Source organism: Pseudomonas sp. Root562 (genome assembly GCF_001427125.1).
Lineage (GTDB): Bacteria > Pseudomonadota > Gammaproteobacteria > Pseudomonadales > Pseudomonadaceae > Aquipseudomonas.
Map to the genome: position 1 here is coordinate 193,213 of NZ_LMGK01000003.1, position 23,255 is coordinate 216,467.

The following is a 23,255-nucleotide window of genomic DNA, read 5'->3' on the forward strand; positions in this document are numbered from 1 at the left end:
CCCATGAACTTCAAACGCACCTTGCTCGCCGCTGCACTCCCACTCGCCTTCACCCTCAGCAGCGCCGTCCACGCACTGGAAATCAAATTCGCCGACATTCATCCCGCCGGTTATCCGACCGTCGTGGCTGAAGAGCAACTGGGTAAAACCCTGGTGGCCGACAGCGACGGCAAACTGACTTTCAAGATGTTCGCCGGCGGCGTGCTCGGCTCGGAAAAAGAAGTGGTCGAACAAGCCCAGGTCGGCGCCATCCAGATGGCCCGGGTCAGCCTCGGCATCGTCGGGCCGGTGGTGCCGGATGTGAACGTGTTCAACATGCCGTTCGTGTTCCGCGACCAGGCGCACATGCGCAAGGTCATCGACGGTGAAGTCGGCGACGAGATCCTCGACAAAATCACCAACTCCGAATTCAACCTGGTGGCCCTGGCCTGGATGGATGGCGGCACCCGCAACATCTACACCAAGAAACCGGTACGCAGCCTGGAAGACCTCAAGGGCATGAAGATCCGCGTTCAAGGCAACCCGATGTTCATCGAAACCATCAACGCCATGGGCGGCAACGGTATTGCGATGGACACTGGCGAAATCTTCAGCGCCTTGCAGACCGGGGTGATCGACGGCGCGGAAAACAACCCGCCGACGCTGCTCGAACACAACCACTACCAGAACGCCAAGTTCTACAGCCTGACCGGCCACTTGATCCTGCCTGAGCCGATCGTGATGTCGAAAATCACCTGGAACAAACTCACGCCGGAACAACAGGCCCTGGTGAAGAAAACCGCCAAAGCCGCGCAGGCCCAGGAACGCACCCTGTGGGATGCAAAATCCGCCAGCAGCGAAGAAAAGCTCAAGGCTGCCGGGGTCGAGTTCATCACCGTCGACAAAAAACCTTTCTACGAAGCAACCGCCTCGGTTCGCGAAAAATACGGCGCGCCTTACGCTGACCTGATCAAGCGCATCGAAGCCGTTCAGTAACCCTCCCTGCATTCAAGAAAGGCCCGGCGCCACAGACGCAGCTGTAGGTCTGTGCGCGCCCGGTTACGGTGGAACCCGATGAAGAATCTGCTGCTACGTTTCAATGACAAGCTCTACATGACCTGTATCTGGGTCGCCGGGCTCTCCGTTCTGGCCATTGCGCTGATCATCCCTTGGGGTGTATTTGCCCGATATGTGCTTGGCACCGGCTCCAGCTGGCCTGAGCCTACGGCGATTCTGCTGATGATGGTGTTCACTTTCATCGGCGCCGCCGCCAGCTACCGCTCCGGTTCGCACATGGCGGTGGCGATGCTCACTGACCGTATGCAACCGAATACGCGCAAGGCTGTGGGGGTGTTTTCTCAACTGTTGATGGCCACCATCAGCCTGTTCATGGCGATCTGGGGCACCAAGCTGTGTCTGTCGACCTGGAACCAGTTCATGAGTGCCCTGCCGACGCTGCGTGTGGGCATCACCTACATGCCGATTCCGGTGGGCGGCGTGTTGACGCTGATCTTTGTCCTGGAAAAACTCTTGCTCGGCGACCAGAGCAACCGTCGGGTCGTGCGTTTCGACCTCGTTGAAGAAAACGAAGGGGCTGCCTGAATGGACGCTTTTATTCTGCTGGGCAGTTTCATCGCGCTAATCCTGATCGGCATGCCTGTAGCCTATGCGCTGGGGCTCTCTGCGCTGATCGGCGCATTCTGGATCGACATTCCGTTCCAGGCACTGATGATTCAAGTGGCCGGGGGCGTGAACAAATTCTCCCTGCTGGCGATTCCGTTTTTTGTACTGGCCGGCGCGATCATGGCCGAGGGCGGCATGTCCCGCCGCCTGGTGGCGTTCGCCGGTGTGCTGGTGGGTTTCGTGCGCGGCGGCTTGTCGCTGGTCAACATCATGGCCTCGACCTTCTTCGGGGCGATCTCCGGTTCTTCGGTGGCGGACACCGCTTCGGTCGGTTCGGTACTGATTCCAGAGATGGAGCGTCGCGGCTATCCCCGTGAATTCGCCACGGCGGTCACCGTCAGCGGTTCGGTACAAGCCCTGCTGACCCCGCCTAGCCACAACTCGGTGCTCTACTCGCTGGCGGCTGGCGGCACGGTGTCGATTGCCTCGTTGTTCATGGCCGGTGTGGTGCCGGGCCTGCTGATGAGCGCGTGCCTGATGGTGCTGTGCCTGATCTTCGCCAAGAAGCGCGACTACCCCAAGGGCGAAGTCATTCCGATGCGCGAAGCGCTGAAGATCTGCGGCGAAGCGCTGTGGGGCCTGATGGCGATGGTGATCATCCTTGGCGGCATTCTCTCGGGGATTTTCACCGCGACCGAGTCGGCGGCCATCGCCGTGCTGTGGTCATTCTTCGTGACCATGTTCATCTACCGTGACTACAAGTGGAGCGAACTGCCGAAACTGATGCATCGCACGGTGCGCACGATTTCGATCGTGATGATCCTGATTGGCTTTGCCGCCAGCTTCGGCTACATCATGACGCTGATGCAGATCCCGGCGAAAATCACCACGATGTTCCTGACCCTGTCGGACAACCGTTACGTGATCCTGATGTGCATCAACGTCATGTTGCTGTTGCTGGGCACCGTGATGGACATGGCGCCGCTGATCCTGATCCTGACGCCGATCCTGATGCCAGTGATCCTGGGCATTGGCGTGGACCCGGTACAGTTCGGCATGATCATGCTGGTGAACCTGGGGATCGGATTGATAACACCGCCGGTGGGTGCGGTACTCTTTGTGGGGTCGGCCGTGGGTAAAGTCAGTATCGAATCGACCGTCAAGGCACTGCTGCCGTTCTACGGCGTGCTGTTCCTGGTGCTGATGGCCGTGACGTACATTCCTGCGCTGTCGCTGTGGTTGCCGCATCTGGTGTTGTAATCCTTGTCCTGCAGGAGCACGGCTTGCCGGCGATAGTGATCTCACGCATGCCATCGCCGGCAAGCCGTGCTTCTACAGAGGATTTCATTGTTGTCCCGTCCAACATTTCTACAGCTGGTTACCATGTCGCCAACCCTGCTCGAACTCGAAGACCCGTTCACCCGCCTCACCCTCGCCCCTGAACTGGGCGGCAGCATTGTCAATTGGACCGTGCGCAGCACGGGTCAACCGTTGTTGCGCCACGCCGACGCTCACGCCCTCAATACCGGCTTGCCCGGCAAACTGGGCTGTTTTCCTCTGGTGCCCTGGTCGAACCGGATTGCCGAAGGCGGTTTCGACTGCCCCGATGGCTGGCTCGCCCTGACACCCAACAGCCTCACCGATCCGCTGCCGATTCATGGCAGTGCCTGGCAGCAACCGTGGCAGGTGGTTTCGTCAACCGCCAATGAAGTGGTCCTGCAACTCGACAGCGCCTGCCCTTTTGCCTACTGCGCCCGTCAGCGCTTCCATCTGGACGATGGCAAGCTGAGCATTGAACTGAGCGTGACGCATCAGGCCGAACAAGCCGTCTGGCATGGTCTTGGGCTGCATCCGTATCTGCCGCGCACCGCCAACACCCGGTTGCTGGCGCCGGCTCGCCAGGTGTGGTTCTGCGATTCGACGAAATTGCCGACCCACTTGGGCTCAGTACCCGCACAATGGGACTTCCAGCAACTTAACGCGTTGCCCGAAACCCTGGTCGACAATGGCTTCTGCGAATGGGATGGTCGCTGCCTGATCCAGCAACCGGACCTCGGTTATGAGCTGGAATGCCAAGCCACCGACAGCAGTTATTACCTGCTGTACTGCCCCGTCGGCCTGGACTTTTTCTGTATCGAACCGGTCAGCCATCCCGTCAACGCGCATCATCTGCCCGGTAGGCCGGGGTTACGCTTGCTGGAGCAAGGTCAAACCGCGCAATTGGCTTTCAGCCTGCAATATCGAGCGCTCCAGTAGCACTAGCCCAGTAGCTGACTCAATACCGCCCGCAACTTGCCGGGCTTCACCGGTTTGTTCAGCAACGGTGCGTTGAGTCGCTGCAATGCCCGCCGACAATGGTCGGTGCGGTCTGCCGTGATGATGACCGCCGCAATGTTGTGCTGGAAATGCTCGCGCAAATGCCGCACCACGTCACAGCCGACCACCCCGTGATCAAGGTGATAGTCCGCCAGAATCAATTCCGGCGCCCGCCCCTGCAACGCCGCCAGCGCCGACGCTTCATCGGTGGCGATCACCACATCACAGCCCCACTGCCCGAGCAATGCGCTCATGCTTTGGAGAATACTCACTTCATTGTCCAGCACCAGCAGACGGCGTCCCGGCAACGGGTTGCCAGTGCCAGGCAGCGGCACTGCCTGACTCACCGGTAACGGAACTTCATCGGACAGCGGCACCTCGATGCTGAACATCGAACCGCGGCCCGGCACCGAATGCACATCGACTTTGTAGCCAAGGATCTTGGCGATACGCTCAACGATCGCCAGCCCCAGGCCCACGCCCTTGCGGTCGGCAGCACGGCCGACGTCCAGCTGATTGAACTCGAGGAAAATCGAATCGAGCCGATCGGCAGCGATGCCACGTCCGGTATCCCAAACCTCCACGCGCAACCTTTCGCCGCGGCGCCGAGCGCCCAGCAAAATGCTGCCTTCATCGGTGTAGCGGCAGGCGTTGCTGAGGAAGTTTCGCAGGATCCGCGTCATCAGGCGCAAATCGGTGCTGATGGCGCAATCAACGTGGTGCACTCGCAGGTTCAAGCCTGCCGCCTGCGCGACCGACTGGAACTCCGACACCAGCGGCCCGAACAGTTCATCGAGGCGATACGCGGCGACGTCTGGTTTGACCGCCGCCTGATCGAGCCGGGAAATGTCGAGCAGATCGGTCAGCAGGTCCTCGGCCCCTTCCAGGGCCTGGTGAGTGCGCTCCACCAGCACCTGCTCGGCTTCCGGCAATGTGCGCTCGCGCAAGGTCGAAATCAGCAACCGCGCAGCATTCAGCGGTTGCAACAGGTCGTGGCTGGCGGCGGCGAGGTACTTGTCCTTGCTGTGATTGGCGGCCTCGGCGGCATCGCGGGCGTCGCGCAAGGCCTTGGCGATCTGCTTGCGCTGGGTGATTTGCTGCTGAAGGTTTCGGTTGGCTTCGAGCAACTCATCGGTTCGCGCAGTGACCCGTCGTTCCAATTCGTCATTGAGTTGCTGTAAATGTTGCTGGGCCAACTTGCGCTCGGTGATGTCAGCGACAAAGCCCTCCACCAGCCCCTCCTGCCCAGGCTTGAGCAGCAAGTTCATCAAGACATCGAGATGACTGCCATCCTTGCGCCGCAACCGGGTTTCATAGCCGTGCAGACTGCTTTGGTGCCGGAGAATTTCGCCGATGTTCTCCAGCTCCTGCGCGCCGTCAACGAACAGGGTACTGGCCAGATCGCTCAGGGAAAACAGCACTTCCTGTGGGTTCTGGTAGCCGAGCATGCGCGCCAAGGCCGGGTTGGCGGCGCGCATGCCATCTTGCAGGCTGGCCTGGAAGATCCCGTGGACGGCGTTTTCGAACAGCCATTTGTAGCGATTACGCTCCGCCTCCAGCTCGTCCAGACGCGCGGCGAGTTCCGGGTAATGGCTCTTGCGCGCTGAATGGCTGCCCAGCCCGAGCAATCCGGCCAGCGCCCGTTGCTGCTCGTCAGAGGGCTTCGCCATAGACAACCTCGACATCACGCTGGCTGGACTCGCGAGGGTTGGTCAGGATGCAGGGATCGTCCATCGCATGCTGTGACAGGAACGGAATGTCCGAAGTCCTGACCCCATGCAAACCGAGGGTTTCGTGAAAACCGATGGCATGTTTGAGGGCGATCAGGTGTTCGACCAGACGCCCACAGATCTGCCGGTGATTCAAGCCGCGGCAATCGATGCCCAGGGTTTCGGCGATCACCTTGAAACGGTCCGGCGCCGAGTTGTAATTGAACGCCACTACATGCTCGACCAGCACCGCGTTGCACAGGCCATGGGGCAGATCGAGAAAGCCGCCGAGGCTGTGGGACATCGCATGCACCGCACCGAGGATGGCGTTGGAGAACGCCAGCCCGGCCTGCATGCTGCCCAGCATGATTTTCTCGCGCAATGCGATGTCGCCCGGGTTGGCGATCATCTGCACCAGGTTGCCATTGATCAGGCGCATGGCCTCCAGCGCATGCGGATCGGTCAGCGGCCCATGGCCGGTGGACACGAAGGCTTCGATGGCATGCACCAACGCGTCGATACCAGTACAGGCCGACAGGAACGGGTCCATGCTCAGGGTGGTTTCCGGGTCGATCAGCGAAACGTCTGGCACCACGGCTTTGCTGACGATGGAAAACTTCATGCGCTCCTGCTGGTTGGAAATGATCACGAATTGCGAGACGTCCGCCGACGTGCCGGCGGTGGTCGGAATCAGGATCAGCGGCGGGCTGGGCACGCGAATGGTGTCGACGCCCTCGAACTCGAGAATGCTGCGGCCATGGGCAACCACAATGCCGATGCCTTTACCGCAGTCCATCGGGCTGCCACCTCCGACGGCAACGATCACGTCGCAGTGGTTTTCCCGGTACATTTCGGCGCCGAGCATGACTTCTTCGACCCGTGGGTTGGGTGAGACGTCACTGTAAAGGCAGTATTCGATGCCCAGCGCTTGCAGGCTGGCTTCGACATCGGCAACCCAGCCGGCGGCAATTACACCGGGATCACTGACCACCAGCACCTTGCGCGCACCAAAGGTCTTGGCGTAGTTACCGACGCTATGCCGACTGCCGGCACCGAAGATGATTTCAGGCGAAACGAATTTACGCAGCTGGTTGAGACTCTGGCTCATTTGAAAGCCTGTTTTTATTGTTTTGGAAAGTACAAACCACACTAAACCATCCAGCTGCGAATGCAATCAGACCAATGGGTAGCCCATCCGGACTCACCGCCGCACCCCTGTAGGGTCATGCTGTTCACCTAAAAGAACGTTCGCACCCTTGTGGCGAGGGAGCTTGCTCCCGCTGGGGCGCGAAGCGGCCCTAAAAGGGACTGCTGCGCAGTCCAGTGGGACGGTGCGGCGATCCGACAAGCTCCCTCGCCGCGGGTGTTTGTCCTTATGTGAACAGCATGACGCTCGCCAGGCTAGCCGCGGTAGATCAGCTGTGAAGCTTTCGCATTGCGCAACGTCAGGTGCTCGATCCCCACCCCCGACGTTTCGGCTTCTTCGCGGGCCTTGAGAATCACCCCGTGATGCGGCGACTTGCTGCACACCGGGTCGGCATTGCTCGCATCGCCGGTCAGCATGAAGGCTTGGCAACGGCAGCCGCCCAGGTCCTTGTGTTTTTCATCGCAGGAGCGGCACGGCTCTTTCATCCAGTCATCGCCGCGAAAACGATTGAAACCGAAGGAGTCGTTCCAGATGTGCGCGATGCTGTGTTCGCGCACGTTGGGAAACGCTACCGGCAATTGTCGGGCGCTGTGACAGGGCAAGGCCGTGCCATCCGGGGTGATGTCGAGAAACAGGTTGGCCCAGCCGTTCATGCAGGTTTTGGGACGTTCTTCGTAATAGTCCGGGGTGACGAAAATCAGCTTGCACGGGTGGCCCTGGGCTTCAAGGCGTTCACGGTATTGGTTAGTGATGCGCTCGGCGCGCTGCAATTGCTCGCGGGTGGGCAGCAGGCCGACGCGGTTGAGTTCCGCCCAGCCGTAGAACTGGCAGGTGGCCAATTCGACAAAGTCCGCCTCCAGCTCCAGGCACAGCTCGATGATCTGCGCGATCCGGTCGATGTTGTGCCGATGGGTGACGAAGTTCAGCACCATCGGATAGCCCTGGGCTTTCACCGCACGGGCCATGGCGAGCTTCTGGGCAAAGGCCTTGTGCGAGCCGGCGAGCATGTTGTTCACCGTTTCGTCGGCCGCCTGGAAGCTGATCTGGATGTGATCCAGCCCGGCGATCTTGAAGTCGCGAATTTTCTGCTCGGTCAGGCCGATACCGGAGGTGATCAGGTTGGTGTAGTAGCCCATGTCCCGGGCGGCCTTGATCAGTTCAGCGAGGTCCTGGCGCACCAAGGGTTCACCGCCGGAAAAGCCCAATTGCGCGGCGCCCATGTCCCGCGCTTCGCGGAACACACGAATCCATTCTTGCGTGCTCAGCTCCTCGCCGTGCCGGGCAAAATCCAGTGGGTTGGAGCAATAAGGACATTGCAGCGGGCAGCGATAGGTCAGTTCGGCGAGCAGCCACAAGGGCGGTCCGGGAAGCGCCTCATTCGATCCAGAACTGCGCATGGGCCACCTCCAGAAACGCCAGCACGTCTTCGTCGATTCCGGGTACGCCGGGGAAGTTCGCACTCAGTTGTTCGATGATCGCCGCCACGCTACGTTGACCATCCACCAGGTTGAGAATCTGCCCGGCACTGGCGTTGAGCTTGATCATGCCTTCGGGATAAAGCAGCACGTGGCAGTCCTGTCGGGGCTCCCATTGCAGGCGAAAACCCCGACGCAGGGCGGGTGACTGCTGACGGTTGATCAGGTTCACAACGCGATCCCCCGGTGCCAGACCTTATCGTCGGTGACCGTATGATACGGCGGGCGTTCGAGCTCGTAGGCCATGCTCATGGCATCGAGCATGCTCCACAGCACGTCGAGCTTGAATTGCAGGATCTGCAGCATCCGCTGCTGCCCCTCGGCGGTCACGTAGTGCGTCAGCGTGATGCGCAACCCGTGTTCGACATCGCGTCTGGCCTGGCTCAAGCGCGTGCGGAAATAGTCATAGCCGGCGGTGTCGATCCACGGGTAATGGGTCGGCCAGGCGTCGAGCCGCGATTGATGGATCTGTGGCGCGAACAACTCGGTCAATGAACTGCTGGCCGCTTCCTGCCAACAGGCGCGACGGGCGAAATTGACGTAGGCGTCCACCGCAAAACGCACGCCAGGCAGCACCAATTCCTGGGACAGGATTTGCTCGCGATCCAAACCTACCGCTTCGCCAAGACGCAACCAGGCTTCGATACCGCCCTCGCTGCCGGGAACGCCATCGTGGTCGAGAATCCGTTGCAGCCATTCCCGACGCACGTCGCGGTCCGGACAATTGGCGAGAATCGCGGCGTCTTTGAGCGGGATGTTGACCTGATAATAGAAACGATTGGCGACCCAACCCTGGATCTGCTCGCGGCTGGCGCGGCCGGCGTACATGGCTTGATGGAATGGATGGTGGATGTGGTAGTAGGCGCCCTTGGCACGCAGGGCGGCTTCGAACTCGCTGGGGGACATGGGTGTGTCGGTCATTGCGGGTCTCCGGGAATCTTCGGTGTCTGTTCCGGCCTCTTCGCGGGCAAGCCCGCTGCCACAGGTTTTGTGGACACTGCCGAACCCTGTGGGAGCGGGCTTGCCCGCGAAGGCGTCCTTCGCTACAGCTCAATACTCATGCCGTCATAAGCCACTTCAATCCCCCGCCGCTCCAGCAAAGCCCGCTCGGCCGAGTCTTCATCAAGGATCGGGTTGGTGTTGTTGATGTGGATCAGCACCTTGCGCTGGCGGTTCAAACCCTCCAGCAACTCCAGCATCCCGCCGGGGCCGCTTTGTGGGAGGTGCCCCATGTCGCTGCCCAGGCTCTGGCCAACTTCGCAGATAAGCATCTCGTCGTCGCGCCACAGGGTGCCGTCCAGCAGCAGACAATCGGCACGTTGCATCCAGCCCAGGACTTCATCGTCAATCTGGCCAAGGCCCGGCGCATAGAACAACGAGGCGCCGCTGCGCACATCTTCGATGAACAGGCCAATGGTATCGCCCGGTTGCGGGTTGCCACGATTGGGCGAGTACGGCGGCGCATTGCTCACCAGCGGTATCGCGTGAAATCGCAAATGCCCGCAGGCCGGAATATGGAACGGCTGGCGATCGAGGCTCAGCGGTTGCCAGTGCAAACCGCCGTTCCAGTGCTCAAGCATGGTGAACAACGGGAAACCGCTGCTCAGGTCCCGATGCACGCGCTCGGTGCACCACACGTCATGCGGGCAGCCTTCGCGCAGGCTGAGCAAACCGGTGCAATGGTCGATCTGGCTGTCCAGCAGGACGATGCCGGCGATGGCGCTGTCACGCAGGTGCCGTGCCGGTTGCATCGGGGCAAAACTCTCGAGTTGCGTGCGGATGTCCGGTGACGCATTGCACAGTACCCACTCCACACCGTCGTCACTCAAGGCAATCGACGACTGCGTACGACGCTGCGCCCGCAAGCTGCCATCGCGCACACCGGCGCACTGGCGGCAGTTGCAGTTCCACTGCGGGAAACCTCCGCCAGCGGCGGAACCAAGAACGCGGATATGCATGGCGGATGCTCCGGAAGGCAGGCCCGGCCAACACAGCGGCTGGCCGGGTGGTCAATCAACGGTTGGCGAAATACATCGTCACTTCGAAGCCAATGCGCAGATCGGTAAACGCGGGTTTAGTCCACATGGGTCATTCCTCTTCTTGTGCCGGGTGATTCCGGTAGAGCCATTAATGCATGGGGCGTTGAGTGCCCGAATGCTACTTTCGAAGGAGTTGGCGGGGTGATTTGGTAGGGGGTGCGCGGGGTGTCAGAGACGGCCAAATCGCGGGCAAGCCTTGCTCCTACAGGTAGTGTCCGATCCTGTAGGAGCAAGGCTTGCCCGCGATGGCCGTTACACGGTTTCGTGTGGGATCAGAAGAAACCCAGCGGATTGATGTCGTAGCTCACCAGCAGGTTTTTGGTCTGCTGATAGTGATCGAGCATCATCTTGTGGTTCTCGCGACCGACGCCGGACTTCTTGTAGCCACCGAACGCGGCGTGCGCCGGGTACAGGTGGTAGCAGTTGGTCCACACCCGACCGGCCTTGATCGCCCGCCCCATGCGATAGGCGCGGTTGATGTCGCGGGTCCACAGGCCGGCGCCGAGGCCGAACTCACTGTCGTTGGCAATCGCCAGGGCCTCGGCTTCATCCTTGAAGGTCGTCACGCCCACCACCGGGCCGAAGATTTCTTCCTGGAACACGCGCATCTTGTTGTGGCCCTTGAGCAGGGTCGGCTGGATGTAGTAACCGCTGGACAGGTCGCCCTCCAGACGCTCGGCCGCACCGCCGGTGAGCAATTCAGCGCCCTCCTCCTGGGCAATGGTCAGGTACGAGAGAATCTTGTCGTATTGCTGCTCGGACGCCTGGGCGCCGACCATGGTCTCGGTGTCCAGCGGGTTGCCGCGCTTGATCTTGACGATCTTCTTCATCACTTCGGCCATGAACGGCTCGTAGATCGATTCCTGCACCAGTGCCCGGGACGGGCAGGTGCAAACCTCGCCCTGGTTGAAGAATGCCAACACCAGGCCTTCGGCAGCTTTTTCGATGAACGCCGGCTCGGCGTTCATGATGTCTTCGAAGAAGATGTTCGGTGACTTGCCGCCCAGTTCGACGGTGGACGGGATGATGTTCTCGGCGGCGCAATGCATGATGTGCGCGCCCACCGGGGTCGAGCCGGTGAAGGCGATCTTGGCGATGCGCTTGCTGGTAGCCAGCGCTTCGCCCGCTTCGCGCCCGAAACCCTGGACGATGTTCAGCACGCCCGCGGGCAGCAGGTCAGCGATCAGCTCAGCGAAGACCATGATCGACAGCGGCGTCTGTTCGGCAGGCTTGAGCACGATGCAGTTGCCGGCGGCCAGTGCCGGGGCAAGTTTCCAGGCGGCCATCAGCAGCGGAAAGTTCCACGGAATGATCTGCCCGACCACGCCCAGCGGTTCGTGGAAGTGATAGGCCGTGGTCAGTTCGTTGATTTCCGCCGCCCCGCCTTCCTGGGCGCGAATGCAGCCGGCGAAGTAGCGGAAGTGGTCGGCCGCCAGCGGCACGTCGGCGTTCAAAGTTTCGCGCACGGCCTTGCCGTTGTCCCAGGTTTCGGTGACGGCCAGGACCTCGAGGTTCTGTTCGATGCGGTCGGCGATTTTCAGCAATACCAGGGAACGGTCCTGGGCCGAGGTCTTGCCCCAGGCATCAGCAGCAGCATGGGCGGCGTCGAGGGCTTTTTCGATGTCGGCGGCGCTGGAACGCGGGAACTCGGCGATCACTTCACCGTTGACCGGCGAGGTGTTGGTGAAGTATTCGCCATTGATCGGCGCGACGAACTCGCCGCCGATGAAATTGCCGTAGCGCGGTTTGAAGGTAATGACGGCGCCTGGGGTTCCGGGTTGTGCGTAGATCATGGTGGGCCTCTGTCTGGGTCGATGCCTGTCGTACTGACAGACGATGAGCCGATACTAGAGAGCCCCGAGTGCCAGACGAATGCATCGTTGGCAGGAGGGACTCTCGTTATTTGGTAGTAGGTGATCGTTCCCACGCTCCGCGTGGGAATGCCTCAACGGACGCTCCGCGTTCGGCTTTTGGGACGCAGAGCGTCCCGGGCTGCTTTCCCACGCAGAGCGTGGGAACGATCAATTGCAGCGATCAGTGCTTGGCGACCAGGTCTTTGGGCAACTTGAACGTCCAGAGCATGCCGCCCTGGTTGAAGTCCTTCACGCGCTTGGCCACTTCGCCGCCCCACAATGGCACCGCGCCGCCCCAGCCGGACAGCACCGAGACGTATTGTTCGCCGTCCATTTCCCAGGTCACGGGCGAGCCGAGTACGCCGGAACCGGTCTGGAATTCCCAGACCTTTTCGCCGGTCTTGGCGTTGAACGCCTGCAGGAAACCTTCAGGCGTGCCGGTGAACACCAGGTTGCCCTTGGTGGTCAGCACGCCGCCCCACAGCGGCGCGTAGTTCTTGTGACGCCAGACTTCCTTGCCGGTTTTCGGGTCGATGGCGCGCAGCACGCCGATGTAGTCCTCGTTCAATGGCTTGATGGTGAAACCCGCGCCGAGGAACGCCGCGCCTTTTTTGTAGGCGATGCCTTCGTTCCAGATGTCCATACCCCATTCGTTGGACGGCACATAGAACAGTCCGGTGTCTCTGTTATAAGCCATCGGCATCCAGTTTTTCGCACCGAGGAACGCCGGCGCAACGAACACCGAGCTGCCCTTGGCTTCGGAACCCGGGGCGCCGGGACGGCTGGCTTCGTTGTAGATCGGCCGGCCGTCCTTATCCAGGCCGGTGGCCCAGGTGATCTTGTCCACGAACGGGAAGCCACGGATGAATTTGCCGTTGGTGCGGTCGAGCACGTAGAAGAAACCGTTTCGGTCGGCCGTGGCCGCTGCCTTGATCTCCTTGCCGCCTTCGCTGTAGTTGAACGACACCAGCTCGTTCACGCCGTCGTAGTCCCAACCGTCGTGGGGTGTGCTCTGGAAGTGCCACTTGATGGTGCCGTCGTCCGGGTTGAGCGCCAGGCGCGACGAAGAGTAGAGGTTGTCGCCAGGGCGCAGGTGCGAGTTCCACGGCGCCGGGTTACCGGTGCCGAACAGCAGCAAGTTGGTTTCCGGGTCGTAATAACCGCCGAGCCAGGGGGCGGCACCGCCGGTTTTCCAGAGGTCGCCAGGCCAGGTCTTGCCCGCCTCGCCGCCAGAGATGCCGTTCTCCACCGCTTTGCCGTCCTTGTAGACGTAGCCCATGTGGCCTTCGACCGTTGGCCGCGACCACAACAACTGACCGTTTTTCGGATCGTAGGCTTCGATCTTGCCCACAACGCCGAACTCGCCGCCGGCCACGCCGGTAATCAGCTTGCCATTGATCACCAGCGGCGCGGCACTGATCGAATACCCTTCCTTGTGGTCGGCGACTTTCTTGCTCCAGACCACCTTGCCGGTGTCCTTGTTCAACGCCACGAGTTTGGCATCGAGGGTGCCGAAAATCACCAGATCGCCGTACAGCGCAACGCCACGGTTGATCACGTCACAGCAAGGGCGGATGTCATCGGGCAGGCGTGCATCGTATTGCCAGAGTTTTTTGCCGGTGCGTGCATCCACGGCGAACACCCGCGAGTAGGAGCCGGTCAGGTACATCACGCCGTCCTTGACCATCGGCTGCGCTTGCTGGCCACGCTGTTTTTCTCCGCCGAAGGAGAACGCCCAGGCCGGCCGCAGCTCCTTGACGTTGTCGACGTTGAGAATATCCAGCGGGCTGTAGCGCTGCCCCTGAACGCCCAGGCCGTTGGTCACGACCTGCTCCGGGTTCTTTGGGTCCTGGAGAATGTCCTGGTCGGAAACCCCGGCCAAGGCCTGGCCGGACAACAGCATGGCACTGAGCAGCAGGCTCAAGACGAAGGGCTGGCGACGTGCGGGTTGGGTCATGACGGCTTCCTCTGCGGATTTTTGTTATGCCCGGGAAATTTTCCCGGTCTGGTGCAGATTCTTGGACGCCGCCGCCCTGGCCACAATTGGCCGCAATGTGGAGATTTCTAGTTCCTTGGTACAGGTTCGGAGGAGATGAGTGCTGACTGATCGTTCCCACGCTCTGCGTGGGAATGCAGCCCGGGACGCTCCGCGCCCCTTTTCGAAAGCTGGAACGCGGAGCGTCCCTTGAGGCATTCCCACGCGGGAGCGTGGGAACGATCATTGCCTGTTATTCGCGGCGGAATCGACACGGGGCATTTGTGCGCGCTCGTAGCGCGGGTACAGATGGCTGACGCTGCGGATCAGTTCATAACGGCTCAGGTTGATCCCGGCGAAGCGTTCAGGGATGGGGCTGCGGATCATCTCCGCCATGTCGTGGCCATTGGCGGCACCGTCGCGCATGAGCTGATCGAGCCAGTTCAGGTAATCGCGCATTTGCTCGAAGGGTTGTCGATCGCTCGCCACCGGTCCATGGCCCGGCACGACGTGTGTCCAGGGCAAACCCTGGAGGGCGGCGATGTCCGCCAGCCATACCGACAGCCCGGGACTGTTGGGCGTGGTCAATGCCCGCTGATAAAACACCAGGTCCCCGGCAAACAGCACACCGGTTCGCTGGTCGAGAATAGCCAGATCCGCGCCCGTATGCCCACCCAGGCTCAGCAAGCGCAGATCATGATTCCCAAAACTTTTCACACCAGGGGTCAGCGTCAGCGTCGGCAATACCACTTCGGTACCGCGCATCCAGTCGCCGACCATCCGGTACATGTTCTCGGCCATGGCATCGCCTTGCCGATGCAACAGCTCGGTGGTGCCGGCCAAAGCGCCGATCGGCACGTCACTGAAGGCCTGATTGCCCAGCACATGGTCCGGGTGGTGATGGGTCAGCAAGACCTCGATCACCGGTTTATCAGTGGTGCTGGCAATCGCCTTGCGCATCGCTTCGCCGTAGCGCTTCGACGGGCCGGTGTCGATAACCACCACGCCGCGCTCGGTGACGATGAACGCGGTATTGACGATGTTGCCGCCGTTGGTCTTGGCGAAATTGTCGGTACTGCCCTCCAGCAGCCAGGTGTCCTCGGCGATCTGCCGGGGCTTGAGCACGTATTCCAGGTCGGCCATGACCGGCAGGCTGACGCTTAACACCATCATCAGGATCCAGCGCATGCCACGCTCCTTGGGGTCAGGGGATCGACGCATCGAACTCATTGCCGCTGTTGTCCCGCAGCAACAGCCGCGTTTGCCCTGCCCCCTCGATATCGAACGCCAGGCTGGGATTTTCACTGACGGCAGGAAACAGCTCCAGCCGGGCCAGCACTTGCTCGTTGTGGTCGCGCAACTCGGCATGGTTGATGAAAAATTCCGGAATGCCGCTGACCATGCCGTTGTCCATCGGGTGGGCTATCTGCATACGCAAGCGGCTGAACCCGTCCCGGGGATAGCGCCCGCCGAGCACTTCGCCGATGTGCTCCTCCCAGCCCGGTTGAGTGCGCACCACACTTGGCGCGGTGCAGCCGCCACCCGCCGCGTCGATCAGGGCTGAACCGACATGCCACACGCCGTCGCGGGTCAACACCGCTGCGCGCAAGGGCGTTGCCTGCTCAATGCGAATGCGCAATGACAGCCAGGGTAAAACCGAACCCAGCGGCTGGAAGTCGACGATTTTCGGCAGCGGGTTCAACTCTGCCCAGGCGAGGATTCTCACCACATCGCCCTTGAACGCCCGAGCGTCGATTTCCAGCGGCACCTGCCGGGCGTCTTCGGCAAACGGCGGTGCGAGCAACTTGACCCGTTCATCAAAAACGAACGGCGCATTGCCGAGCAATTGCTGGTGATAGAACGCCCACATCACTGAAGGCACCGGGTCCTTACCGGGATCGATAGCGTGCGCGTGCGGGGCCAGGCTCAGCCAGCAGGCCAACAGACAACTCCCTCGCCATTTCATCGCCTGCTCCTATTGATACATCTCGGGCACGTCGTACCGCAGGCCGTAATGACCGTAGAGGGTCTTCAGCGTGCCGTCACGGATCAGGCCTTCCAGGGCCTCTTCCACGGCATAAGCCAATTGCCGGTTGCTTTCATGCACCGCCATGCCGATTTCCCACAGCTGTTTGCCCATGTTCGGGTAGGCGTTCTCGGCCAGTGCTACTTGTGGGTCGGCTGCTTCATGCACCTGCCAGTCGATTTCGCCGCGCATGGCCATCACCGCGTCGACCTCACCGGCCTTCATCGCGGCAAATGCCTGGGGCACACCCGGATAGTGATGGGTCTTGCCGGCGAGCATGCCGTTGAATACCGAGGTCAGGTAGAACGACGGCACGCTGTCGACTTCAACGCCGATCGGGTGCTGCTCGAACACCGCGACGCTGGCCACCTTGTCCAGCCGTCGGCGGTCATAGGCCACCTGCCATTGTTCGGTCTGGTACGGACCGAACATCACCACTTGGCCGTTGACCAGCTCACCGAGCTCGTTGCGCTTCTGCGCGTAGTCATGGTCGTAGGGCACGCGCATCATCAGGTCGGCCAGTTGCTGGTTGTGCAAGGCACTGGCACGCCAGATGTAATCGCGCAGGTCGTCGTCGAGCTTTTCCCCGGCCGGCGCCCAGATCAGCGTCAGGCGCACGCCGAGCGCCTTGGCCAACGCTTCGGCGAGCTCGACATCGACGCCGCGAGGCTGCCCGTTACGCTCAAAGCTGTAGGGGGCAAAGTCCTTGTAGACCGCCACCTTCAACTCACCGGCGGCGATCATTTCGTCGTAGTTGCGTACCTGCGCGTGCACCGCCTGCAAACACAGCGACAGCGCGCAGACCAACACCGCCAGCAGACGCATGGGTCACTCCTCGACGCGCACGGTATCCAGATAAGTGCGTACGGCCCACAGGGCTTCCTGACTCAGGTAATCCGCCATTTTCGGCATGTACACTCGACCGTCACGTACCGCGCCATGGCGCACACGCTCGACGAACCATTCATCGCCCGCCTCGCCGACATCCAGCATGCGCAAGTCCGGGGCGATGCCACCGGACTTGGCTTCCAGGCCGTGACAGGCCGCGCAGTTCTGGTTGTAGGCAGACGCACCGATCTCCACCGCCTTGTCGTGTTCCGGCGCGGCGCGATACGGGTTCACCGCGGCCCAGCCATCAGCATCGAGTTGCACCCCCGCATCCTTGATCGGGGTCAGGCCCTGGGTGGCGACGGCCTGCGGCACCACATTACCGTGGGCCCAGGTGGAGCCCGCGCCGATAAGACCGGCCAACAGTCCGGTGATGAGCAAGGCGTTGCGTTTTGTTGTCATTGTTATGCCCTCTGGATTGCACGCAGAACCTCTTGGCTGAGGCTATGGCAGCCATCTTAGAAACGGCGCCGCACTCACCCCATGCTGCTTTGGTGGTCGCCGCCTACTTCCTTGGTAGTAAGGCGCTGGATGGACGCCACCAGTACTTTCTGCATATTTTCACGGCACCACAGGCTTCCTATGCTGGCGCTAACGGTCATGGAGAACCTTATGCGCCAGCTTGCCCCTTACGCCCTGATCTACCTGCTGGCGATTGTTTGCGCCGCCGGCCTGGCCACCCGAAGCCAGGCCGCCGATGCGCCCCTGCAGGTGCGAATCGGCTACCTGGGTTACCGCCCCGATCCGGGTCCGTTGCTGTCGAACGTTATCCCCGAACCCACCGATGCCGGGCTGCGCGGCGCCGAACTGGCGATCATCGACAGCAACAGCACCGGGCGCTTTCTCAACCACGGCTACAGCCTGGTCAGCGCCAGCGTCGACAGCCCCGAAGCTTTGCTCGATGCGGCCAAGACGCAACATGAACAAGGCCTGCGCCTGTTCGTGGTCAATGCCCCCGCGGCCAGCCTGCGCCAGTTGAGTGCGGCACTGCCCGACAGTCTGCTGTTCAACGCCGGCAGTGCCGATGACAGTCTGCGCACCACCGATTGCCTGCCCAACGTGCTGCACACCTTGCCGAGCCGGGCGATGCTCGCCGATGCACTGGTGCAGTTTCTGGTGCTGCGTAAATGGCAACGGGCGCTGCTGATTGTCGGCCCGACGCCGGACGATCAAGCCTATGCCGCCGCCCTGCGCCGCGCAGCCAAGCGCTTCGGCCTGCAATGGGTGGCGGAAAAACCCTGGAGCTTCGATAACGACCAGCGCCGCAGCGCCCAGGCCGATATGCCGCTGTTCACCCAGACTGCCGAATACGACGTAGTACTGGTGGCTGATGAGCGTGGCGACTTCGGCGAATACGTGCCCTACCAGACCTGGTACCCGCGCCCGGTCGCCGGCACCCAGGGCCTGACCCCGGTGGGCTGGCACAAGACCGTGGAAACCTACGGCGCCGCCCAATTGCAAAAACGCTTCGAAGCCCTGAGCGGGCGCTGGATGAATGACCGCGATTTTGCCGCCTGGATGGCCGTGCGCAGTATCGCCAGCGCCGTGAGCAAGTTGCGCCAGACCGAGCCGATGGCGATCCGTACGCTGCAAATCAGCGACCAATTGCCCCTCGACGGTTTCAAGGGTCGCAAGCTCAGTTACCGGCCCTGGAACGGCCAGTTGCGCCAGCCGATTCCTATTGTCCAGCCCCGGGCGCTGGTCAGCACTTCTCCCCAGGACGGCTTTCTGCACCCGTTCAATGAAATGGACAGCCTGGGCTACGACAAGCCTGAGGTTACTTGCCGCTTTCCGTGATCCGATAACCACAACAACAAGGAATCTGCCATGCGCCGCACCCTGCTTTCATGCGCCCTGCTCTTCGCCGCCGGCCATGCCGCTGCCAGTACGGCCTGGGTCTCCAACGAAAAGGACAACAACCTGAGCCTGATCGACATGCAGACCCTGCAAGTCACCGAGACCCTGCCGGTCGGCCAGCGCCCTCGCGGCCTGCTGCTGTCCCATGACAATAAGCTGTTGTACATCTGCGCCAGTGACTCGGACCGCGTTCAGGTGATGGATGTGGCGACGCGCAAGATCATCAAGGAATTGCCCTCGGGCAAGGATCCCGAACAATTTGCCCTGCACCCCAACAACCGCTGGCTGTATGTCTCCAACGAAGACGATGCACTGGTCACCGTGATCGACACCGAGACCTCCAAGGTGCTCGGCCAGATCAACGTCGGTGTCGAACCCGAAGGCATGGCCGTCAGCCCTGACGGCAAATGGGCAGTGAACACCAGCGAAACCACCAACATGCTGCACTGGATCGACACCAGCACCCAGACGCTGGCCGACAGCACCCTGGTGGATCAACGACCGCGTTTCGTTGAGTTTTCCCCGGACGGCGCTCAGTTGTGGGCTTCGGCGGAAATCGGCGGCACCGTGACCATTCTGGATGTGGCCAGCCGCAACGTGCTCAAGACCCTGAACTTCCAGATCAAGGGTGTGCACCCGGACAAGGTCCAGCCGGTCGGCGTCAAACTCAGCGCCGACGGCAAGTACGGCTTCGTCGCACTCGGCCCGGCCAATCATGTGGCGGTGATCGATGCCAAGACTTTCGAGATCCTCGATTACCTGCTGGTGGGTCGGCGAGTCTGGCAGATGGCGTTCACACCGGATCAGAAACAGTTACTGGCCACCAATGGCGTCAGCGGCGATGTCTCGGTGATCGATGTCGACAGTCTCAAGGTCAGCAAATCGGTGAAGGTCGGGCGCTATCCCTGGGGCGTGGTGGTGACGCCATGAACGCCCTTGAAGTCATTGACCTGAGCTTTGCCTATGGCGCCCGGGAGGCCTTGCGCAAAGTGAGTTTCAGCCTGGGGCCCGGGCGTTTCGCCGCGCTGCTGGGGCCCAATGGCGCCGGCAAGTCGACCCTGATTGCCCTGCTGACCCGGCTCTATGATCTGCAGCACGGCGAGATCCTCGTCGGTGGCTGTTCATTGCGCAGCGCGGCACGCCCGGCACTCAGGCAGTTGGGCGTGGTGTTCCAGCAAAGTACCCTCGACCTGGACCTCAGCGTCGAGCAGAACCTGCGTTATCACGCGGCATTGCATGGCCTGTCCCGGCGTCAGACCGACCTTCGCGTCGACGCCGAGCTGGCCCGTCAGTCCCTCACCGAACGCCGCCGTGAACGCGTACGCGAACTCAACGGTGGTCATCGTCGGCGGGTGGAAATTGCCCGCGCCCTGCTCCACCAGCCGCGTCTGTTGTTGCTGGACGAAGCCAGTGTCGGGCTCGACCCGGCAAGTCGCCTGGCGCTCAACCAGCACCTGCGCAGTCTGTGTCGCGAAGAGCGCATCAGTGTGCTCTGGACCACCCACCTGCTCGACGAAGTGCAACCCAGCGATGACTTGTTGATCCTGCATCAAGGCCGGCTGGTGGCCAGTGGGCAGGCCAATGCCCTGAGCCTGGAGCACGGCGGCGACCTCGGCTCGGCCTTCACTCGCCTTACGACATCTGGGGTGGCCCAATGAACGCTTACTGGCAATGTTTCAGCGGTATCGTGCTGCGCGAGTGGCTGCGCTTTGTGCTGCAACGCACGCGGTTTCTCAGCGCCCTGGTGCGGCCGTTGCTGTGGTTGCTGGTGTTCGCAGCCGGTTTTCGCGCAGCGCTGGGGATCGCGATCATCGAGCCCTACGACACTTACATTCCGTACGAGGTCTACATCATTCCCGGCCTGGCCTGCATGATCCTGCTGTTCAACGGCATGCAGGGGTCTCTGTCGATGGTCTACGACCGCGAGATGGGCAGCATGCGCGTGCTGCTGACCAGCCCTTTGCCGCGTACCTTCCTGCTGTGCAGCAAGCTGCTGGCCACGTCACTGATTTCGCTGCTGCAGGTGTATGCGTTCCTGGCGATTGCCTGGGCCTATGGCGTGCGGCCACCGGCCATGGGCCTGTTGCTGGCGTTACCGGCGCTGCTGCTGGTGGCGTTGATGCTCAGCGCACTGGGCCTGTTGCTGTCGAACGCGATCCGCCAGTTGGAGAACTTTGCCGGGGTGATGAATTTCGTGATTTTCCCGATGTTTTTCCTGTCGTCGGCGCTGTACCCGCTGTGGAAAATGCGCGAGGCCAGCGAATGGCTGTATTGGCTGTGTGCGGTGAATCCGTTCAGCCATGCCGTGGAGCTGGTACGGTTCGCCCTGTATGAACGGTTCAATCCACTGGCGCTGGCGGTGTGCATGGGTCTGACGCTGCTGTTTGCGTTGTTCGCCGTAATGACCTTCAACCCACAGCATGCAGCCTTGCGCAAGGCCGGGTGACAGCACATCGCTCCCACAATTGAGCTTCAACAGGGGAAATTACTACTTTAGTACTGGTTTCCCTGTCTATCGTCGCATTCCCAACGTCCCCCGACTGGCATGTAATGAGGCCATAACTATAAGGACTCAATCCCATGCCGCGTGTCCGACGCTGTCTGCTGCGCCCTTGCCTCGCCGCCCTGTCGCTGAACCTCGTACTGGGCGTCGCGCAGGCTGATACCCGACTGTTCTCTGCCGACGGCTATCGCATCGACCTGTATCGAAGCCCGACGCCGACCCAGTTACCAGGCGCCACCATCGTCGACACCCCTGCCCTGCAATTGTTGCTTGAACAACAGCCGCGCCCGCTGCTGATCGACGTCTACCGGCGGCAATGGCTGCAAGGCCGGTTCATCGATGACACGCCCCACGAAAACCTGCCCGGCAGCCATTGGCTGGCCAATACCGGCGACGGTGAACTGACGCCGCAATGGCAGGATTATTTCGCCGCCCACCTGAAAAAGCTGACCGCCGGCGACCCGACGCAACCGCTGGTCTTCTATTGCCGCTCTGACTGCTGGTTGAGCTGGAACGCGGTCAAGCGTGCGGGCGCCATGGGCTATAAGACGTTGTATTGGTATCGCGATGGCCTGGACGCCTGGCAAGCGGCCAGTCTGCCAGTGTCGCCTGCCCGCCCGGAGCCCTTTCCCTGAGCTTTACGCCTGCGTGTTATTGCCACACCATAATCAAAATAATGAGGTGAAAGGCCATGTACAAAATCCTGATTGCCGACGATCACCCGCTGTTTCGCGAAGCCATTCACAACGTCATCAGCGACGGTTTTGCCGGCAGCGAAGTGATGGAAACCGCTGACCTGGACAGCGCCTTGGCCCTGACCCAGGAACATGACGACCTGGACCTGATTCTGCTCGATTTGAACATGCCCGGCATGCATGGGCTCAATGGCCTGATCAACCTGCGTAACGAAGCACCGACCATTCCAGTGGTGATCGTTTCCGCCGAGCAGGACAAGCAGATTGTCCTGCAAGCCATCACTTATGGGGCGGTGGGTTTCATCACCAAGTCGTCACCGCGTGCCCAGATGACCGACGCCATCCAGCAAATTCTCAATGGCAATGTCTACTTGCCTCCAGACATCATCCGCACTGCCAAAAGCAGCACCCACCGGCGGATGAACGACACCCCGGCGTTCCCGCCCGAACTGCTGCAAGCCCTGACCCGCAAGCAACTGCAAGTGCTGGAACGGATGACCAAGGGCGAGTCGAACAAGCAGATCGCCTACACCCTGGAAATTGCCGAAACCACGGTCAAGGCCCATGTCTCGGCAATCCTGCGCAAGCTCAACGTGCACAATCGAGTGCAGGCGATCCTGAGTGCCGGGGATATTGATTTCGGCTCTTACCTGCGGCGTTGAAACAGAAGATCGCGTCGCTTCCATCGCTGGCAAGCCAGCTCCCACAGGGTTTTGTGAACAGCACACATCCACTGTGGGAGCTGGCTTGCCGGCGATGAGGCCCTCACAAACACCGACAGGCTCATGGCCTTGCGAGCAAGTGACTCCCACAGGGTTTTGTGAACAGCACACATCCACTGTGGGAGCTGGCTTGCCGGCGATGAGGCCCTCACAAACACCGACAGGCTCATGGCCTTGCGAGCAAGTGACTCCCACAGGGTTTTGTGAACAGCACACATCCACTGTGGGAGCTGGCTTGCCAGCGATGAGGCCCTCACAAACACCGACAGGCTCATGGCCTTGCGAGCAAGTGACTCCAACAGGGTTTTGTGAACAGCACACATCCATTGTGGGAGCTGGCTTGCCGGCGATGAGGCCCTCACAAACACCGACAGGCTCATGGCCTTGCGAGCAAGTGACTCCCACAGGGTTTTGTGAACAGCACACATCCACTGTGGGAGCTGGCTTG

The 23,255-nt window shown here is 61.3% G+C and carries 24 protein-coding genes; 10 read left to right on the forward strand and 14 right to left on the reverse strand.

The window, feature by feature from the left end; translation table 11 throughout:
• Positions 1 to 3 precede the first annotated feature (3 nt).
• The 4 genes from ASD60_RS04720 to ASD60_RS04735 all read left to right on the forward strand — a co-directional run bounded on the left by ASD60_RS04720 (position 4) and on the right by ASD60_RS04735 (position 3,858).
• Complete coding sequence (locus tag ASD60_RS04720) at positions 4 to 975, forward strand: TRAP transporter substrate-binding protein (protein WP_056852881.1); 972 nt, start codon at positions 4 to 6, stop codon at positions 973 to 975.
• A gap of 78 nt (positions 976 to 1,053) precedes the next feature.
• Entirely contained in the window at positions 1,054 to 1,581 is a 528-nt protein-coding gene (locus tag ASD60_RS04725; protein WP_056852882.1) for a TRAP transporter small permease, read from the forward strand.
• The gene (locus ASD60_RS04730; RefSeq protein WP_056852883.1) at positions 1,582 to 2,862 is read left to right on the forward strand and encodes a TRAP transporter large permease; all 1,281 of its coding nucleotides are present in this window, start codon (positions 1,582 to 1,584) and stop codon (positions 2,860 to 2,862) included.
• Positions 2,863 to 2,985: 123 nt separating this feature from the next.
• Positions 2,986 to 3,858 carry an aldose 1-epimerase gene (locus ASD60_RS04735; RefSeq protein WP_056852884.1) on the forward strand — a complete coding sequence of 291 codons (873 nt, stop codon included), beginning with the start codon at positions 2,986 to 2,988 and terminating at the stop codon, positions 3,856 to 3,858.
• Between the two features lie 2 nt (positions 3,859 to 3,860).
• Here ASD60_RS04735 and ASD60_RS04740 read toward each other — a convergent pair whose 3' ends face one another.
• The 13 genes from ASD60_RS04740 to pedF all read right to left on the reverse strand — a co-directional run bounded on the left by ASD60_RS04740 (position 3,861) and on the right by pedF (position 17,432).
• Complete coding sequence (locus ASD60_RS04740) at positions 3,861 to 5,588, reverse strand: PAS domain-containing hybrid sensor histidine kinase/response regulator (protein ID WP_056852885.1); 1,728 nt, start codon at positions 5,586 to 5,588, stop codon at positions 3,861 to 3,863.
• Entirely contained in the window at positions 5,572 to 6,735 is a 1,164-nt protein-coding gene (ercA, locus tag ASD60_RS04745) for an alcohol dehydrogenase-like regulatory protein ErcA (protein ID WP_056852886.1), read from the reverse strand. The genes ASD60_RS04740 and ercA overlap by 17 nt, the downstream gene beginning before the upstream one ends.
• Before the next feature lie 293 nt (positions 6,736 to 7,028).
• Positions 7,029 to 8,171, reverse strand: a complete 1,143-nt coding sequence (gene pqqE, locus ASD60_RS04750; RefSeq protein ID WP_056852887.1) for a pyrroloquinoline quinone biosynthesis protein PqqE — start codon at positions 8,169 to 8,171, stop codon at positions 7,029 to 7,031.
• On the reverse strand, positions 8,149 to 8,421 hold the full coding sequence (gene pqqD / locus ASD60_RS04755) for a pyrroloquinoline quinone biosynthesis peptide chaperone PqqD (protein WP_056852888.1): 273 nt from the start codon (positions 8,419 to 8,421) through the stop codon (positions 8,149 to 8,151). Before pqqD ends, pqqE begins: the two co-directional genes overlap by 23 nt.
• Positions 8,418 to 9,170 carry a pyrroloquinoline-quinone synthase PqqC gene (gene pqqC / locus ASD60_RS04760; RefSeq protein ID WP_056852889.1) on the reverse strand — a complete coding sequence of 251 codons (753 nt, stop codon included), beginning with the start codon at positions 9,168 to 9,170 and terminating at the stop codon, positions 8,418 to 8,420. Before pqqC ends, pqqD begins: the two co-directional genes overlap by 4 nt.
• 122 nt (positions 9,171 to 9,292) lie before the next feature.
• Positions 9,293 to 10,207, reverse strand: a complete 915-nt coding sequence (pqqB, locus tag ASD60_RS04765) for a pyrroloquinoline quinone biosynthesis protein PqqB (RefSeq protein WP_056852890.1) — start codon at positions 10,205 to 10,207, stop codon at positions 9,293 to 9,295.
• A 55-nt stretch (positions 10,208 to 10,262) separates the two neighbouring features.
• Positions 10,263 to 10,334 carry a pyrroloquinoline quinone precursor peptide PqqA gene (gene pqqA, locus ASD60_RS28010; protein WP_003253598.1) on the reverse strand — a complete coding sequence of 24 codons (72 nt, stop codon included), beginning with the start codon at positions 10,332 to 10,334 and terminating at the stop codon, positions 10,263 to 10,265.
• A gap of 226 nt (positions 10,335 to 10,560) precedes the next feature.
• A complete protein-coding gene (exaC, locus tag ASD60_RS04770; RefSeq protein ID WP_056852891.1) occupies positions 10,561 to 12,081 on the reverse strand; it encodes an acetaldehyde dehydrogenase ExaC in 1,521 nt (506 codons plus the stop codon).
• A gap of 241 nt (positions 12,082 to 12,322) precedes the next feature.
• The gene (locus tag ASD60_RS04775) at positions 12,323 to 14,098 is read right to left on the reverse strand and encodes a PQQ-dependent methanol/ethanol family dehydrogenase (protein WP_056852892.1); all 1,776 of its coding nucleotides are present in this window, start codon (positions 14,096 to 14,098) and stop codon (positions 12,323 to 12,325) included.
• A 261-nt stretch (positions 14,099 to 14,359) separates the two neighbouring features.
• Entirely contained in the window at positions 14,360 to 15,304 is a 945-nt protein-coding gene (locus ASD60_RS04780; protein WP_056852893.1) for a quinoprotein relay system zinc metallohydrolase 1, read from the reverse strand.
• Positions 15,305 to 15,320: 16 nt separating this feature from the next.
• Positions 15,321 to 16,082, reverse strand: a complete 762-nt coding sequence (locus ASD60_RS04785; RefSeq protein WP_056852894.1) for a quinoprotein dehydrogenase-associated SoxYZ-like carrier — start codon at positions 16,080 to 16,082, stop codon at positions 15,321 to 15,323.
• Between the two features lie 9 nt (positions 16,083 to 16,091).
• The gene (locus ASD60_RS04790; RefSeq protein ID WP_056852895.1) at positions 16,092 to 16,967 is read right to left on the reverse strand and encodes a substrate-binding periplasmic protein; all 876 of its coding nucleotides are present in this window, start codon (positions 16,965 to 16,967) and stop codon (positions 16,092 to 16,094) included.
• Positions 16,968 to 16,970: 3 nt separating this feature from the next.
• On the reverse strand, positions 16,971 to 17,432 hold the full coding sequence (gene pedF, locus ASD60_RS04795; protein WP_056852896.1) for a cytochrome c-550 PedF: 462 nt from the start codon (positions 17,430 to 17,432) through the stop codon (positions 16,971 to 16,973).
• A 210-nt stretch (positions 17,433 to 17,642) separates the two neighbouring features.
• Between pedF and ASD60_RS04800 the strand changes: the two genes are divergently transcribed.
• The 6 genes from ASD60_RS04800 (at position 17,643) to ASD60_RS04825 (ending at position 22,747) form a co-directional block, all read left to right on the forward strand.
• On the forward strand, positions 17,643 to 18,827 hold the full coding sequence (locus ASD60_RS04800; protein WP_056852897.1) for an ABC transporter substrate-binding protein: 1,185 nt from the start codon (positions 17,643 to 17,645) through the stop codon (positions 18,825 to 18,827).
• A gap of 30 nt (positions 18,828 to 18,857) precedes the next feature.
• Entirely contained in the window at positions 18,858 to 19,817 is a 960-nt protein-coding gene (locus ASD60_RS04805; protein ID WP_056852898.1) for a YVTN family beta-propeller repeat protein, read from the forward strand.
• A complete protein-coding gene (locus tag ASD60_RS04810; protein ID WP_056852899.1) occupies positions 19,814 to 20,545 on the forward strand; it encodes an ATP-binding cassette domain-containing protein in 732 nt (243 codons plus the stop codon). Before ASD60_RS04805 ends, ASD60_RS04810 begins: the two co-directional genes overlap by 4 nt.
• The gene (locus ASD60_RS04815; protein ID WP_056852900.1) at positions 20,542 to 21,333 is read left to right on the forward strand and encodes an ABC transporter permease; all 792 of its coding nucleotides are present in this window, start codon (positions 20,542 to 20,544) and stop codon (positions 21,331 to 21,333) included. The genes ASD60_RS04810 and ASD60_RS04815 overlap by 4 nt, the downstream gene beginning before the upstream one ends.
• Positions 21,334 to 21,467: 134 nt before the next feature.
• On the forward strand, positions 21,468 to 22,025 hold the full coding sequence (locus ASD60_RS04820) for a PQQ-dependent catabolism-associated CXXCW motif protein (RefSeq protein WP_056852901.1): 558 nt from the start codon (positions 21,468 to 21,470) through the stop codon (positions 22,023 to 22,025).
• Positions 22,026 to 22,081: 56 nt separating this feature from the next.
• Complete coding sequence (locus ASD60_RS04825) at positions 22,082 to 22,747, forward strand: response regulator transcription factor (RefSeq protein WP_056852902.1); 666 nt, start codon at positions 22,082 to 22,084, stop codon at positions 22,745 to 22,747.
• Here ASD60_RS04825 and ASD60_RS29300 read toward each other — a convergent pair.
• Positions 22,732 to 23,255 (reverse strand): hypothetical protein (locus tag ASD60_RS29300; protein WP_236708401.1); only part of this gene is annotated, 524 nt, incomplete at its 5' end. The two genes, ASD60_RS04825 and ASD60_RS29300, sit on opposite strands and share 16 nt — an antisense overlap.

Excerpts from the sequence above, each read along its gene's own strand:
- ASD60_RS04720 (WP_056852881.1), top strand. The coding sequence starts at position 4 with ATGAACTTCAAACGCACCTTGCTCGCCGCTGCACTCCCACTCGCCTTC.
- ASD60_RS04725 (WP_056852882.1), top strand. The coding sequence starts at position 1,054 with ATGAAGAATCTGCTGCTACGTTTCAATGACAAGCTCTACATGACCTGT.
- ASD60_RS04730 (WP_056852883.1), top strand. The coding sequence starts at position 1,582 with ATGGACGCTTTTATTCTGCTGGGCAGTTTCATCGCGCTAATCCTGATC.
- ASD60_RS04735 (WP_056852884.1), top strand. The coding sequence starts at position 2,986 with ATGTCGCCAACCCTGCTCGAACTCGAAGACCCGTTCACCCGCCTCACC.
- ASD60_RS04740 (WP_056852885.1), bottom strand. The coding sequence starts at position 5,588 with ATGGCGAAGCCCTCTGACGAGCAGCAACGGGCGCTGGCCGGATTGCTC.
- ercA (WP_056852886.1), bottom strand. The coding sequence starts at position 6,735 with ATGAGCCAGAGTCTCAACCAGCTGCGTAAATTCGTTTCGCCTGAAATC.
- pqqE (WP_056852887.1), bottom strand. The coding sequence starts at position 8,171 with ATGCGCAGTTCTGGATCGAATGAGGCGCTTCCCGGACCGCCCTTGTGG.
- pqqC (WP_056852889.1), bottom strand. The coding sequence starts at position 9,170 with ATGACCGACACACCCATGTCCCCCAGCGAGTTCGAAGCCGCCCTGCGT.
- pqqB (WP_056852890.1), bottom strand. The coding sequence starts at position 10,207 with ATGCATATCCGCGTTCTTGGTTCCGCCGCTGGCGGAGGTTTCCCGCAG.
- exaC (WP_056852891.1), bottom strand. The coding sequence starts at position 12,081 with ATGATCTACGCACAACCCGGAACCCCAGGCGCCGTCATTACCTTCAAA.
- ASD60_RS04775 (WP_056852892.1), bottom strand. The coding sequence starts at position 14,098 with ATGACCCAACCCGCACGTCGCCAGCCCTTCGTCTTGAGCCTGCTGCTC.
- ASD60_RS04780 (WP_056852893.1), bottom strand. The coding sequence starts at position 15,304 with ATGCGCTGGATCCTGATGATGGTGTTAAGCGTCAGCCTGCCGGTCATG.
- ASD60_RS04785 (WP_056852894.1), bottom strand. The coding sequence starts at position 16,082 with ATGAAATGGCGAGGGAGTTGTCTGTTGGCCTGCTGGCTGAGCCTGGCC.
- ASD60_RS04790 (WP_056852895.1), bottom strand. The coding sequence starts at position 16,967 with ATGCGTCTGCTGGCGGTGTTGGTCTGCGCGCTGTCGCTGTGTTTGCAG.
- pedF (WP_056852896.1), bottom strand. The coding sequence starts at position 17,432 with ATGACAACAAAACGCAACGCCTTGCTCATCACCGGACTGTTGGCCGGT.
- ASD60_RS04800 (WP_056852897.1), top strand. The coding sequence starts at position 17,643 with ATGCGCCAGCTTGCCCCTTACGCCCTGATCTACCTGCTGGCGATTGTT.
- ASD60_RS04805 (WP_056852898.1), top strand. The coding sequence starts at position 18,858 with ATGCGCCGCACCCTGCTTTCATGCGCCCTGCTCTTCGCCGCCGGCCAT.
- ASD60_RS04810 (WP_056852899.1), top strand. The coding sequence starts at position 19,814 with ATGAACGCCCTTGAAGTCATTGACCTGAGCTTTGCCTATGGCGCCCGG.
- ASD60_RS04815 (WP_056852900.1), top strand. The coding sequence starts at position 20,542 with ATGAACGCTTACTGGCAATGTTTCAGCGGTATCGTGCTGCGCGAGTGG.
- ASD60_RS04820 (WP_056852901.1), top strand. The coding sequence starts at position 21,468 with ATGCCGCGTGTCCGACGCTGTCTGCTGCGCCCTTGCCTCGCCGCCCTG.
- ASD60_RS04825 (WP_056852902.1), top strand. The coding sequence starts at position 22,082 with ATGTACAAAATCCTGATTGCCGACGATCACCCGCTGTTTCGCGAAGCC.